Genomic DNA, 12911 nt, shown 5'->3' with positions numbered 1-12911 from the left:
GAGAGCAGTGGTTTCGGCGCCGCGCCTACAACACCGGTGATTTGCGAAAACCGCGATGACAGCTAATCTCCCCACCCGTGGGGGAGATGGCCGGCAGGCCAGAGGGGGGCGCGACAGATCGCGACGTCGACCTGCTACGTCCTTACAAACCCCTCGCTCGCCCTCAACAGGTTGCGCGTATAATCCATGGTCACCCGGTGCCCGATCAACTGGCTTGCGGTGAGATTTTCCACCGCCTCGCCGCTCTGCATCACCATCAGCCGTTCGCACATATGGGTGATGATGGCGAGGTCGTGGCTGACCATCAGGAAGGTCAGTTTGCGCCGCCGGCGGACCTCTTCCAGCAGATTGAGCACTTCGGCCTGCACCGAGGCGTCGAGCGCCGAGGTCGGCTCGTCGAGCAACAGGATCGAGGGCTCGAGGATGAGCGCTCGCGCGATTGCCACGCGCTGGCGCTGGCCGCCGGACAATTGATGCGCGTAGCGGAAGCGGAAGCCGTTGCCGAGGCCGACCTCGTCCAGTGCGCGCTGGATACGCTGTTCGCCGTCGGCAAAGCCGTGAATGGCGAGCGGCTCCTGCAGCAGGCGGTCGACGGTCTGGCGCGGGTGCAACGAGCCATACGGGTCCTGGAAGACCATTTGCACTTCGCGATAAAAGGCCTTGTCGCGGCGGGCGCCGAGTGTCTTGCCGTTGACGGTGATAGTTCCGGACGCTGCCGGCACGAGACCGGCAATCGCCTTGAGGAGCGTGGACTTGCCGGAACCGCTCTCGCCGACCAGGCCGAAGGAATCACCCGACTGCACCTCCAGGCTGACACCCTTCAGCGCGCGAAAACGGTCGAACACCACCGCCAGCCCGTCGATGGAAATGGCTGGTGTCATGCCGCCCACTCCGGCTTGCGGTCGAGCACCGGCAGCGGATGGCGTTCGTAACCGATCTTGGGCATGCAGTTGAGCAGGCCGCGCGTGTAGGGATGCTGGGCTTCGCGCAATTCCGAGGCCTTGAGCTGTTCGACCACCTTGCCGGCATACATGACAATGACGCGGTCGCAGAAGGAGGCAACCAGCCGCAGATCATGCGAGATGAAGATCAGCCCCATGCCGCGCTCGCTGACCAGCCGGTCGAGGATGCCGAGCACGTCGAGCTGCACGGTGACGTCGAGCGCCGAGGTCGGCTCGTCGGCGATCATCAGTTCCGGCCCTGCAATCAGCATCATGGCGATCATGGCGCGCTGGCCCATGCCGCCGGAGACCTCGTGCGGATGCAGGTCGAAGACGCGCGCCGGGTCGCGGATTTGCACCGCTTCCAGCATCGCCAGCGCCCGCTCGCGCGCCTCCCCCTTGGAGACCTTCTCATGCGTGCGCAGCGTCTCGACGATCTGGCGGCCGATGCTCATCACCGGGTCGAGCGAATATTTCGGATCCTGCAGGATCATGGCAATGCGCTTTCCGCGCAGCGCCCGGCGCTGGCGGGCCGGCATGGCCAGAAGGTCGATGCCGTCGAGGGCGAGCTTCTTCGCCGACACAAGGGCCTGCGGCGGCGTCAGCCCCATAATGGCGCGGCCGGTCTGCGACTTTCCGGAACCGCTTTCGCCGACAATGCCCAACCGCTCGCGGCCGAGCGAGAAGGAGACGCCGCGCACCGCCTGGACAAGGCCGGTGCGGGTCGGGAAATCGACGCGCAGATCGTCGACCTCCAGCAATGTGCCTGTCGCGTCGCTCATTGGTCCCCGCTCCTTGGATCGAGCGCGTCGCGCAAACCGTCGCCGAGCAGGTTGAAGCCTAGGCTGACGATCAGGATGGCGAAGCCCGGCGCGCCGGCAACCCACCACTGATCGAGCACGAAGCGGCGGCCGGATGCGATCATGGTGCCCCATTCCGGCAGCGGCGGCTGCGCGCCGAGGCCGAGGAAGCCGAGACCGGCGGCAGTGAGGATGATGCCGGCCATGTCGAGCGTCACCCTGATGATCAGCGAGGAGATGCAGAGCGGCATGATGTGGCGCAGCACGATGCGGAACGGCGAGGCGCCCATCAACTGCACCGCCTTGATGTAATCCGAGTTGCGAACCGTCATCGTTTCGGCACGGGCAATTCGGGCGTAAGGCGGCCAGGAGGTGATGGCGATGGCGAGCACGGCGTTTTCGATGCCTGGTCCAAGTGCTGCGACAAAGGCCAGCGCCAGGATCAGCTTGGGGAAGGCAAGAAAGATATCCGTGATGCGCATCAGAATGGCATCGGTCCAGCCGCCGGCATAGCCGGCGACGGTGCCGACCACAAGGCCGATGGGGGCTGCGATGATGGCGACGAGGGTGACGACATAGAGCGTCCATCGCGAGCCAAAGAGAATGCGAGAATAGATATCGCGGCCGAGATCGTCGGTGCCGAACCAATGCGCGCTGCTCGGCGCTAAAAGCCGCGCGTTCTTCAAATCGCCGACGGTCGGCGAATAGGGCGCCAGCACATCGGCGAAGGCAGCGACCACCAGCAAGGCGATGATGATCAGCAGGCCAAGAAACGCCAGCCGGTTGGCGGAAAAGCGCCGCCAGGCGACATAGGCGCGGCCGAGCCTTGCCTGCATGCGCGAGGCCGGCCGATCGCTGAGCAGCCAGTCACGACGGGTCTGGACGGTCGCGATACTCATCCTGTCTTGGTCCTCGGGTCGAGCAGCTTGTAGAGAAGGTCGGACAGGAGATTGATGCCGATGAACACCGAACCGATGACGATGGTGCCGCCAAGCACCGCGTTCATGTCGGCGTTCTGCAGCGAATTGGTGATGTAGAGGCCAATGCCGGGCCAGGAAAACACGGTCTCGGTCAGCACCGAACCTTCGAGCAACCCGGCATAGGAGAGCGCGATTACGGTGACCATCGGCACGGCCGCGTTGCGCAGCGCATGGCCCCAGATGATGCGCGTTTCCGACAGGCCCTTGGCGCGTGCGGCGACGATGTATTCCTGCGACAGCTCGTTCAGCATGAAGGAGCGCGTCATGCGGCTGATATAGGCGAGCGAAAAATAGCCGAGCAGCGAGGCCGGCAGGACGATGTGGCGATAGGCGTCGTAGAAGACATCCCATTGGCCTTGCATCGCGGCGTCGAGCAGATAGAAGCCGGTGATCGGCGTGAAGGTGTATTCGTAGACGACGTCCAGGCGGGCCGGGAAAGCCACCCATTGCAGCTTGGCGTAGAACAGGACAAGCCCCAGAAGCCCGATCCAGAAGATCGGCACGGAATAGCCGATCAGGCCGATGACACGCACGATCTGGTCGATCAGGCTGCCGCGTTTAACCGCTGCCAGCACACCAAGCGGCACACCGATGACCGAGCCGATCAGAGTTCCCAAAGTCGCCAGTTCGATGGTTGCTGGAAAGGCACGACGGATGTCGGTCATCACCGGATTGGTGGTCAGCACCGACGTGCCGAAATCCCCATTCAGGGCATTCTTCACGTAGATATAGAACTGCTCGATGAGCGGCAGATCGAGGCCCATTTCGCGACGGGTGCGCTCGACGACATTGAGGGGCGCCCTGTCACCCAGCACCGCCAGCACAGGGTCAATCGGGATGACACGGCCGATGAAGAAGGTCACCGCGAGCAGGCCAAGATAGGTCGTGATCGCGATGACCAGGAAGCGGCCGATGAATGATGCGACAGCGACGGCGCGAGCGCTGCCGCGCCCCGCCGCCACTTCGTTTTCAGCTGCACTCATGCGGCGCGTCCGCCGGCGTTATTCCTTGGAGACCGGGCCGACGAAGTTGGTGTCGAAGCTCGGGCCGAGCGCGAAACCTTTCAGGTTCTTGCGCAGGCCGGCCACTTCCAGTTGCTGGTGAATGATGACGAAGGGGCTGGTGTCGAGGATCTTCTGCTGCAGATCCTTGTACATGTCAGCGCGCTTGCCGGCATCCTTCTCGAGCAGAGCCGCTTCCGTTTCCTTCGTCAGATCCGGAATGTCCCAAGAGTTGCGCCAGGCGAGCGTGTGCGACTTGCCGGCGTCCGAATTATCGGGGTTCGAGGCAAAGGTCTGGGCATTGGAATTCGGATCGAAATAGTCCTGGCCCCACTGGCCGATATAGATGTCATGATTGCGGGCGCGGTACTTGGTCAGCGTCTGCTTGCCGTCGCCGGGGATGATCTCCAGCTTGATGCCGGCCTGACCCAGCGTCTGCTGCATCGATTCGGCCATGCCTGTCTCCGGCTGTTTGCTGCGCACGTCCATGGTGACGCTGAAGCCGTCGGGCAAGCCGGCCTTAGCCAGAAGTTCCTTGGCCTTGGCGACGTCGAGCTTGAACGGATTCTCGTCCAGTTCGCCGAGCACGCCCTTCGGCAGGAAGGTCTGGTGGATCTCGCCGATGCCCTTGAGGATGGTGGAGCCGAGAGCGTCATAGTCGACCAGATATTTGAACGCCTGGTGCACTTCGGGCTTGGCGAGGTTGGGGTTTTTCTGGTTGAGGCTGATGTAGTAGACCGTGCCCTTCGGCGCACTTGTGGTGATGAGGTCAGCGTTCTTGGCGATGGCGTCGAGATCGTTCGGCTCAAGGTTGCGGGCAACGTCGATATCGCCGGCCTCAAGCGCCAGACGCTGCGCCGAGCTTTCCTTCATGTTGCGATAGATGACACGGGCGAGCTTGGCCTTTTCGCCATTGTAATTGTCGTTGCGCTCCATGACGACGGCCTCGTTGGCGCGCCATTCGCGCAGCTTGAACTGGCCGGAACCGGCATAGCCAGTCTTCAGCCAAGCATTGCCGAAGTCATTGTCCCATTTGTAGTCGGCGCTCGGCGTCACCGCGGCGACATGTTCCTTGACCAGCTTGGCGTCGACCACCGAGGCGACGGTTGCCGACAGGCAGTTCAGCACGAAGCTCGGCGCGTAGGCCTTGTCGACGGTGAACTGGAAGGTCGTGTCATCGACGGCCTTGGCCTTGTCGGCGACATTGTCGCCGCTGATGCCGAACTGGCCGATGATGAAGGCCGGGCTCTTGTCCAGCTTGACGGCGCGCTCGAACGAATAGGCGACGTCGGCCGCGGTGATCGGATTGCCGGAGGCGAATTTCAGGCCGGGCTTGAGCTTGAACGTATAGACCAGGCCATCGTCGGAGACGGTCCAGCTTTCGGCGAGATCGCCCTTGACCTTGGAGGTGTCGCTGAGATCGAGGCGGACCAGCAGGTCATAGGTGTTGCCAGTGACCTCGGCCGTCGACAGCTCGAACGCCTCGCCCGGATCCATGGAGATGATGTCGTCGATGGCAAAACCTTCGACCAGCGTGTCGGCAGGCGTCACGGCGAAGGCAGGCGCCACAAGCAGCGCGGACAGCGCGGCTCCTGCGAGCAATGCGCGAGAGCGTAGAGCAAACTTTTCCATCAACATGGTGATTGTTCCCTGTTTTGTTGATTGTTGACCCCGAGTTCCCTGCTCAGGGCTGCAGCGTTGTTTTTCGCGGTCGTAGGACGACCGTTCACCCTTTACCGTGTTGGTTTTTGTCCAGTTGGTCAACACCCTATCCGGCAGCCTTCAAGCCGGCAACGGGCATTTGCGAGCCGGGATACTGATACTGGACCGGAATGCATTGCGCACGTCGAAGCATGGCCGGCCAATTGCGATCGCCGATCGGGAAAAATCTGCTCTTGTCAGTGCTACTTGATCGCGGCGACCAGATCGGCGTCGGGAAAGCAGGTGGCGGCGCGGCCGTTCTTTTTCTGCCAGCTGCCGATCGAGCGGCGGGTCTTGAAGCCGGGCAAGCCGTCGGCGCTGCCGACATCATAGCCCTTTGCCTCCAGCGCCCGCTGCAGGGCGGCGATGTCGGAACGGTGCAGCCCGCCGACCGGACCCCAACTGCCGGCGAAGTCAGCGTCGCCATGAGCGATACGGTCGGCGCCATGGCCGATAAACAGGGCGTAGAGGTCGCTGGTGTTGTACTCTTTCAGGACGTAGAAATTCGGTGTGGCGATGAAGGCCGGGCCGCTGCGCCCGGCAGGCATCAAGAGAAAGCCTTCGGCCTTCAATTCGCTGGCTGGAAAGGCTTTGCCGCCGACACGGCTGATGCCCATCGCCGCCCAGGCTGAGATTTTCTTGCCCTGGTCGGGACCTTCGAGCGAGCAGGAGACGCTCTCCGGGACCGTCACCTCGAAACCCCAGCCGCGGCCTTTCACCCAGCCGTAGTGGACGAGATAGTTGGCGATCGAGGCCAGCACATCAGGCGTCGAATTCCAGATGTCGGGGCGCCCGTCACCGTCGAAATCGACGGCATGCTTCAGGAACGAGGTCGGCATGAATTGCGGCTGGCCGAGCGCGCCGGCCCATGACGATTTCATGGCGCCGACCGGCGCCAGACCGCGCTCGACGATTTCGAGTGCGGCCAGCACTTCAGTGCGGAAGAAGTCTTTCTTGGTCGACATGAACGCCTTGGTGCCCAGCACCTCGAACGCGTCGTAAGGCATCTTCGCCGCGCCGAATCCGGTCTCGCGGCCCCAAATCGCCAACAGCACTTCACCCGGCACGCCGTAGCGTTTCTCGATGGCGGCCAGCGTCCTGGCGTTGGCCGCCTCGCGCGTACGACCGCCAGCGGTGACGGCGCGCACCGTCTTTTCGGCGAAATAGGCGCCAGGCGAGCCGAACTCGGCCTGATGTTGCTTTTGCGGGGTTTTGGGCTTTTCTCCGGGTAGGACGAGGTCGGGCAATTTGAGGTTGGGCTTCACGCCGTCGAAGGCGGAATCGAAGGTGGATTTGGAGATGCCTTTGGCTTTTGCTTCGGGCCAAAGGTCGGTCTGCAGCCAGGCGCGGAACTGGTCGTCGATTTTGGCGGCGGGGGCGGGGGAGATGAGGAGGAGAGCGGCGAGGGCTGTGAAAAATAAAAGTAGGGCCAATCTGAGAGGTTTGCGTTCCTTCACACCCCCCTCTGTCCTGCCGGACATCTCCCCCGCAAGGGGGGAGATTGGCAGCTTCATTGGCGACGGTCTTCTTCCAACGTGGGTGATTGGCGAAAGCTGCGATGACATCTGATCTCCCCCCTTGCGGGGGAGATGTCCGGCAGGACAGAGGGGGGTGGGCGGGAATGCTGTCATCTCAGAGGCCACTTTTCCCGCCAATTGCGTCAAAACGCCGTCCGCGATCGCAACGCGGCGGCCAGTGTACCCTCATCGAGATAATCCAGCTCGCCGCCAACCGGCACGCCATGCGCGAGCCTGGTCACCTTGACCTCGAAACCCGAGAGCTGGTCGGTCAGATAATGCGCCGTCGTCTGGCCTTCGACCGTGGCGTTGACGGCGAGGATCACCTCCTTCACCTCGCCGCCGGCAACACGGTCGACCAGCGAGCGGATGTTGAGTTGTTCGGGGCCGATGCCGTCGAGCGGCGACAGCGTGCCGCCGAGCACGTGGTAGCGCACGTTCATCGCCGCTGCCCGCTCCAGCGCCCAGAGATCCGACACGTCCTCGACGACGATCAGCGTTGAGGCATCGCGGCGCGGATCGGTGCAGATCATGCAGGGATCTGCTGTGTCGACATTGCCGCAGGTCGTGCAGATGCGCACCTTGTCGGCCGCCTCGGCCATGGCTGCGGCGAGCGGCGACAAAAGCTGCTCCTTCTTCTTGATGAGGTGCAGTGCCGCGCGCCGCGCCGAACGCGGCCCGAGCCCCGGCACCTTGGCCAGGAGCTGGATCAGGCGTTCGATCTCGGGACCGGCGATTCGCTTGGACATCGCACTGATCTAGGATTTTTCGGCGCGCTTTGAAACATGCACCAAACGCATGGAGCCCACCATGCTGCCATGGCGGGCTCTGAAAAGGCTTCAGGCGTTAGTAGGCCGAGAGCGGCCGGGTCTGGTCGGCAATCATCGCGCCGATGGCGTCGGTGTTCTCGGGTGTCGACTGGAAGCCCATCGACGCTTCCTGCGTCGCCGAAGGTACCGAGGTGATGTAGCGGGCGTTCAGCGTGCCACCGAACCGCGAGGCATCGGGCTCGGCCATCGGCTCCTGCATCGCCACTTCCGTCTGCTTGGCGGCGACGCGGGCGCCCTTGGCGGGCGCCACAGCAGCCGTCACATAGGTCTGCTCGACCGGGGCCTGGCTAGCCTTGGCCGCGCGAGCCGCTGCGGCCTGCTTGGCGGGGTCCGGACGGACGATCGTTTTCACCACCGGCTCGGCGTAAGCCACCTGCACGGGCGCTTCAGCCACGGGCGCGCGCGGCGTCACTGAAGCAACCATGGTCGTCGGTTCATCCGGCAGCGGCTGCCAGTTGCGGCCGCGCTTCTCGTAGAAAGCATTGCCGCCGGCAACCATGGTGTAGTGCATGTTCTTGTAGGGGAACTTCAGGCCGGCTGTGTGGAAGTACATCGTGTTCTTCAGCTTGGCCTTGCGCTCGCCCTTGAGCACCGCCTCGGCGGCTTCCTCGACATCGGGCATCGCCTTGGAATTCATCGGCCGCGTCATCACGCCGGGCGCGAACTGGCCCGGTTCGCCCACCACCTGGCAGATGGTGCTGCCATGGTTGCCGGAGCGCAGCCGGTTCATCACCACCGTGCCGACGGCGATCATGCCGTCGCGGCTCGAGCGGTTGGATTCGAAGAACATTGCCCGCTCCAGGCATTCCTTCTCCTTCGGCGTGTTGCGGTAGGCGCGCGTTGAGAGGAAGCTGGGGGTTATGGCGTCGGTCAGGCTGGCGACCGACATGCCGTGAGAAGAAGTGGTCTGGCTGCAACCCGCCAGGAACAAAGGGGAGAAGATGATGCCGAGCAACAGCGGCGTCTTCCATCGCGTCGCGATCAACAAAAGTGCCTCATTTTCCAGATGCCGCCCGTCCCAGGATGTGGCAAGAATGAGACTCTTAAAGGCAAAAAGATGGCTAAAGGATTAGCATTCGTGCAGCATAGGTAAAACTTTATAAATGCCCGGATATGTCCGCGTGAGCAAAGCCGGGGAAAGTCTTAACAATAGCCCCCGCAACCGATTTCCGTTCATAATCAATTAACTGGTGAAGCCGGCTCAGAACGGCAATTTCATTCCGGGCGGGATCGGCAAGCCTGCCGTCAGCGCCTTGGTCTTCTCCTGCATGATCTGCTCGACCTTATTTTTGGCGTCATTGTGGGCGGCCAGAAGCAGGTCTTCGAGGATCTCGACATCGTCCTCCTTGAACAGGGACGGATCGATCTTCAGCGACTTCATTTCGAACTTGCCGGTCAGCGTGACGCTGACCAGGCCGCCGCCGGCCTGCCCGCTTGCTTCAAGCGTGGCGATCTCGTCTTGCATGGCCTGGAACTTGGCCTGCATTTCCTTCGCCTTGCCCATCAGGCCGAGAAGATCTTTCATGGTCGGGTCCTTTGCGGATTCGTGCTGTGGTCAGGTTTCGTCGTCGTCGGCCGGTGGCTCGACCGGCACTTCGGCCTTGTCGGTGTCGACGTCCGGCGCGTCGGGAATGCGCACGTCGATGATCTTGGCGCCGGGAAAGCGCGCCAGGATGGCGGCGACTGTCGGGTCGCTTTTCGCATCGGAGAAGGCGGTCTCGCGCTTGGTCGATTCCATCTCGGCCAGCGTCTGGCCGCCTTCTTCCTTCGACAGCGATACCAGCCAGTTGCGGCCGGTCCAGGCGCGCAGCTTGGCAGTCAACTCGTTGAGCAGCATTTTCGGCGCATCGTCGGTCAGGCTGACGTCGATGCGGCCGGGTTCGATGCGCACCAGTCGCACGCAGCGCTTGACTTGCACCTTGAAGGCAATGTCGCGCTGCTGGTCGGCAAGGGCGACGATGTCGGCCAGCGATTTCACCGGCACCGGCGGCGTCTCAACGACCGGCTCCGGGGGCGCAACGAAGCTGGCCGGCAGCGGTTCGGGCTCGACCAGGCGCATCGTCTGCGCGCCGCTGCCGGGCGACGGCATCCGCGTCTGCGCCACGGCACTTGCGCCGCCGCCATTGCCTGGGCTCGTCGGCGCACCGTTCGGACGCGGCGTGCCACTCGAGACGGAAGCGCCGCTCTCCAGCGATTTCAGGGCCTCGTCCAGGGTTGGCAGGTCGGCGGCATGCGCCAGCCGGATCAGCACCATTTCGCCAGCGCTGACTGGGCGGTTGGAAGACTGCACCTCTGGGATGCCTTTCAACAGCATCTGCCAGGTCCGCGACAACACCTTGACCGACAGCGTGCTCGCGAAGTCGGCGCCGCGCCGGCGCTCGTCCTCGGACAGGGAGGCATCGTCGGCGGCCGTCGGCACGAAGCGCAGCCGGGTGACGAGATGGTTGAATTCGGCCAGATCGGTGAGCACTGCGGCCGGGTCGGCGCCGGTGTCGTACTGGTTGCGGAATTCGGCGAGCGCAGCGGCGACATCGCCCTTCATCACATGTTCGAACAGGTCGACGATGCGGGCGCGGTCGGCCAGCCCCAACATGGCGCGCACCGCCTCGGCACTGACGGCGCCGCCGCCATGGGCGATCGCCTGGTCGAGGATGGACAGCGAATCGCGGGCCGAGCCTTCGGCGGCGCGCGCGATCATCGCCAGCGCGTCGTCGTCGACCGATATGCCTTCCTTGCCGGCAATGGACGACAGATGCGCGACCAGCGCGCCGGCGTCGATGCGCCTCAAATCGAAGCGCTGGCAGCGCGACAGGACGGTGATCGGCACCTTGCGGATTTCGGTGGTGGCGAAGATGAATTTGACGTGCGGCGGCGGCTCTTCCAGCGTCTTCAACAGGCCGTTGAAGGCCTGGGTGGAGAGCATATGCACTTCGTCGATGATGTAGACCTTGTAGCGCGCCGACACCGGGGCGTAGCGCACGCGCTCGATGATGTCCCTGATGTCGTCGATGCCGGTGTGGGAAGCGGCGTCCATCTCGATGACGTCGACATGGCGGCCTTCCATGATCGCCTGGCAATGCTCGCCCAGGACGGCAAGGTCGACCGATGGCTGGTCGACTGTCGGCGTCTTGTAATTGAGCGCCCGCGCCAGGATACGCGCCGTGGTCGTCTTGCCGACGCCGCGCACGCCGGTCAGCATCCAGGCTTGGGCGATGCGGCCGGTGGAGAAAGCGTTGGTCAGGGTGCGGACCATCGGCTCCTGGCCGATCAGTTCGGAGAAATTCGACGGACGGTATTTGCGCGCCAGCACACGATAAGCGGCGGCCTTTTGCTTATCCAGGTTTTCTGGGCCCGAATTTCCGGCTTCGCTCATTCGCCCGTAAAGCTCCAAAAAGGCCGCGTCCGAGGTGGCCGATTCCTGCTAATAGTCTCGCCCGCGCTGCAATGCGTCGTCAATGTCGCGAGAGGGGCCGATGAGGTGGGAGGCTGGAACAATGACCCGTTCCGGGCTCGTTAGGGCTGCTTCCTTCCGGACCTGACCCGGTTGGCGAGTGGATCGTCCACCACCAACCTCCCGCGTTCCATATCGGCAATTGCGCGATGAAATGCAAGGGTGCATGAGAATCGGACGCCCTTGAGCTCCGCCCCTCAATGAATCGCTTGCAGCCCCCGTGCAGCCGCTCTAGCGTTCATGAGTTTGGGAAATAATGCGAGAAACGCAAGGGAAACGCCAATGCTGCCGGGCCTCAAGGCCGGATTCACGCTCGACTCCAGGCTGGAGGCGGACAGCGAGCAGTTGATGTGGCTCGGCCTGTGCGAACTCAGAGTGATGAACGACCGCCGCTGGCCATGGCTGGTCCTGGTACCGCAGCGGCCCGGCATCGAGGAAATCCACGACATGACGCCGCTCGACCAGGCGATGCTGACCTTCGAGACCAATATGGTAGCGCAGGCGCTGAAAAGAACCACCGGCTGCACCAAGATCAACACCGGCGCGCTCGGCAACATCGTGCGGCAACTGCATGTCCATGTCATCGCCCGGTCGGAAGGCGATCCGGGCTGGCCGGGTCCGGTATGGGGGCACGGCATGCGCGAACCCTATCAACGCTCCGAAATCCGCCGGTTTGCGCAACAGATAAAGGCGGCGCTATAAACTGCGCTCGTGTCCATCCCTGAACCTTCGAGCCTCCATGACCTTTCGCCTGTTTGACGCGCCCTTGCGCGAGCCGAGCCAGTTTGTCGGTTTTGCCGGCAACACGATCGACCGGCAATCCGAGACCCGCGCCGATGATTCCGTCGAAAAGGCGCTGGCCGACCCGACGGCACGGCTTTTGCCGATGCGTGGTGGCCGGCTTTATCTGAAACTCAGCGACGGCAACTTCGACCCTTGGTTCGATGTCGCCGGCAGCGAGGTGCTGCAGCCGTCCTTCGCGCAAGGCGTGCTGCTCGGCTTTGCCGAGAGCAATCCGGTGCTTGCCGTGCCGGTCGGCCTCGATCCTGAACAGCTGCCGGAGACCATCAAGGCCATCGACTATCGCTCGGTCTACATGCAGGGGCTGATCGATGAAGCGGCGGCGGGCGCACTGGCGCAAGGGGCGGCGCTGCTTGCCTGGCATGCCAGCCATCGCTTCTGCAGCAAATGCGGCCATGAATCCGAAATGCGTGCCGGCGGCTACAAGCGACACTGCCCCAACTGCGGCACCGAGCATTTTCCGCGCACCGATCCGGTGGCGATCATGCTGACGGCGACACGGGAGAAATGCCTACTCGGCCGTGGCCGGCATTTCGGGCCGGGAATGTATTCGGCGCTTGCAGGCTTCATCGAGCCGGGCGAGACGATCGAGGCGGCGGTGCGCCGCGAGACGCTGGAGGAAGCCGGCATCAGACTCGGCCGCGTCGTCTACCACGCCAGCCAGCCCTGGCCGTTTCCCTATTCACTGATGATCGGCTGTTTCGGCGAACCGCTCAACGAGGATATCCAGGCCGACCTGAACGAGCTGGAGGACTGCCGCTGGTTTTTCCGCGACGAAGTGCGCTCTATGCTGGAGAGGACGCACAAGCACAATCTGGTGACGCCGCCGAAAGGCGCCATCGCGCATCATTTGATCCGCGCCTGGGTCGACAGCGAGTAAATAGGGATA

At 63.3% G+C, this 12911-nt stretch carries 12 protein-coding genes and 1 other RNA gene; 2 read left to right on the top strand and 11 right to left on the bottom strand.

Annotated features, from left to right (window positions below; translation table 11 throughout):
• Nucleotides 1-134 precede the first annotated feature (134 nt).
• The 11 genes from JQK88_RS06580 to ffs form a co-directional block, all read right to left on the bottom strand.
• Nucleotides 135-881, bottom strand: coding sequence for an ABC transporter ATP-binding protein (locus JQK88_RS06580; RefSeq protein WP_203277801.1), 747 nt, complete (start codon nucleotides 879-881; stop codon nucleotides 135-137).
• Nucleotides 878-1723 carry an ABC transporter ATP-binding protein gene (locus JQK88_RS06575; protein ID WP_203277800.1) on the bottom strand — a complete coding sequence of 282 codons (846 nt, stop codon included), beginning with the start codon at nucleotides 1721-1723 and terminating at the stop codon, nucleotides 878-880. The genes JQK88_RS06580 and JQK88_RS06575 overlap by 4 nt, the downstream gene beginning before the upstream one ends.
• Nucleotides 1720-2640: a nickel transporter permease gene (gene nikC / locus JQK88_RS06570; protein ID WP_192249879.1), complete on the bottom strand. Its 921-nt coding sequence runs from the start codon at nucleotides 2638-2640 to the stop codon at nucleotides 1720-1722. The genes JQK88_RS06575 and nikC overlap by 4 nt, the downstream gene beginning before the upstream one ends.
• The gene (locus tag JQK88_RS06565; protein WP_192249876.1) at nucleotides 2637-3704 is read right to left on the bottom strand and encodes an ABC transporter permease; all 1068 of its coding nucleotides are present in this window, start codon (nucleotides 3702-3704) and stop codon (nucleotides 2637-2639) included. Before JQK88_RS06565 ends, nikC begins: the two co-directional genes overlap by 4 nt.
• 18 nt (nucleotides 3705-3722) lie before the next feature.
• Complete coding sequence (locus tag JQK88_RS06560) at nucleotides 3723-5360, bottom strand: ABC transporter substrate-binding protein (protein ID WP_203277799.1); 1638 nt, start codon at nucleotides 5358-5360, stop codon at nucleotides 3723-3725.
• 266 nt (nucleotides 5361-5626) lie between these two features.
• Nucleotides 5627-6904 (bottom strand): lytic murein transglycosylase, encoded by a 1278-nt coding sequence (locus tag JQK88_RS06555; RefSeq protein ID WP_203277962.1) that lies wholly within the window; start codon nucleotides 6902-6904, stop codon nucleotides 5627-5629.
• Nucleotides 6905-7083: 179 nt separating this feature from the next.
• Nucleotides 7084-7689 carry a recombination mediator RecR gene (gene recR / locus JQK88_RS06550; protein WP_192249870.1) on the bottom strand — a complete coding sequence of 202 codons (606 nt, stop codon included), beginning with the start codon at nucleotides 7687-7689 and terminating at the stop codon, nucleotides 7084-7086.
• Between the two features lie 97 nt (nucleotides 7690-7786).
• Nucleotides 7787-8755, bottom strand: coding sequence for a cell wall hydrolase (locus tag JQK88_RS06545; protein ID WP_192249867.1), 969 nt, complete (start codon nucleotides 8753-8755; stop codon nucleotides 7787-7789).
• Between the two features lie 216 nt (nucleotides 8756-8971).
• Nucleotides 8972-9295, bottom strand: coding sequence for a YbaB/EbfC family nucleoid-associated protein (locus JQK88_RS06540; RefSeq protein WP_112560695.1), 324 nt, complete (start codon nucleotides 9293-9295; stop codon nucleotides 8972-8974).
• Nucleotides 9296-9325: 30 nt separating this feature from the next.
• Nucleotides 9326-11143 carry a DNA polymerase III subunit gamma/tau gene (locus JQK88_RS06535; protein ID WP_203277798.1) on the bottom strand — a complete coding sequence of 606 codons (1818 nt, stop codon included), beginning with the start codon at nucleotides 11141-11143 and terminating at the stop codon, nucleotides 9326-9328.
• Nucleotides 11144-11248: 105 nt separating this feature from the next.
• Nucleotides 11249-11345: signal recognition particle sRNA small type (gene ffs, locus JQK88_RS06530), an RNA gene on the bottom strand.
• A gap of 158 nt (nucleotides 11346-11503) precedes the next feature.
• On the opposite strand from ffs, the gene JQK88_RS06525 reads away from it, so the two are divergent.
• Nucleotides 11504-11923: an HIT domain-containing protein gene (locus JQK88_RS06525; protein ID WP_112560693.1), complete on the top strand. Its 420-nt coding sequence runs from the start codon at nucleotides 11504-11506 to the stop codon at nucleotides 11921-11923.
• 37 nt (nucleotides 11924-11960) lie between these two features.
• Nucleotides 11961-12902: an NAD(+) diphosphatase gene (gene nudC, locus JQK88_RS06520; RefSeq protein ID WP_203277797.1), complete on the top strand. Its 942-nt coding sequence runs from the start codon at nucleotides 11961-11963 to the stop codon at nucleotides 12900-12902.
• The last annotated feature ends 9 nt before the right edge of the window (nucleotides 12903-12911 follow it).

The sequence above is a fragment of the Mesorhizobium caraganae genome, assembly GCF_016836705.1.
GTDB lineage: Bacteria > Pseudomonadota > Alphaproteobacteria > Rhizobiales > Rhizobiaceae > Mesorhizobium > Mesorhizobium caraganae.
The sequence above is the reverse complement of the archived record's forward strand: the minus strand, read 5'-3'. Positions and strand labels throughout refer to the sequence as shown.

Bases quoted from the DNA above. Each gene is read 5' to 3' on its own strand.
- JQK88_RS06580 (WP_203277801.1), bottom strand. From the start codon at position 881: ATGACACCAGCCATTTCCATCGACGGGCTGGCGGTGGTGTTCGACCGT.
- JQK88_RS06535 (WP_203277798.1), bottom strand. From the start codon at position 11,143: ATGAGCGAAGCCGGAAATTCGGGCCCAGAAAACCTGGATAAGCAAAAG.
- nudC (WP_203277797.1), top strand. From the start codon at position 11,961: ATGACCTTTCGCCTGTTTGACGCGCCCTTGCGCGAGCCGAGCCAGTTT.
- JQK88_RS06560 (WP_203277799.1), bottom strand. From the start codon at position 5,360: ATGTTGATGGAAAAGTTTGCTCTACGCTCTCGCGCATTGCTCGCAGGA.
- JQK88_RS06555 (WP_203277962.1), bottom strand. From the start codon at position 6,904: ATGTCCGGCAGGACAGAGGGGGGTGTGAAGGAACGCAAACCTCTCAGA.
- nikC (WP_192249879.1), bottom strand. From the start codon at position 2,640: ATGAGTATCGCGACCGTCCAGACCCGTCGTGACTGGCTGCTCAGCGAT.
- JQK88_RS06565 (WP_192249876.1), bottom strand. From the start codon at position 3,704: ATGAGTGCAGCTGAAAACGAAGTGGCGGCGGGGCGCGGCAGCGCTCGC.
- JQK88_RS06540 (WP_112560695.1), bottom strand. From the start codon at position 9,295: ATGAAAGATCTTCTCGGCCTGATGGGCAAGGCGAAGGAAATGCAGGCC.
- JQK88_RS06575 (WP_203277800.1), bottom strand. From the start codon at position 1,723: ATGAGCGACGCGACAGGCACATTGCTGGAGGTCGACGATCTGCGCGTC.
- JQK88_RS06525 (WP_112560693.1), top strand. From the start codon at position 11,504: ATGCTGCCGGGCCTCAAGGCCGGATTCACGCTCGACTCCAGGCTGGAG.
- recR (WP_192249870.1), bottom strand. From the start codon at position 7,689: ATGTCCAAGCGAATCGCCGGTCCCGAGATCGAACGCCTGATCCAGCTC.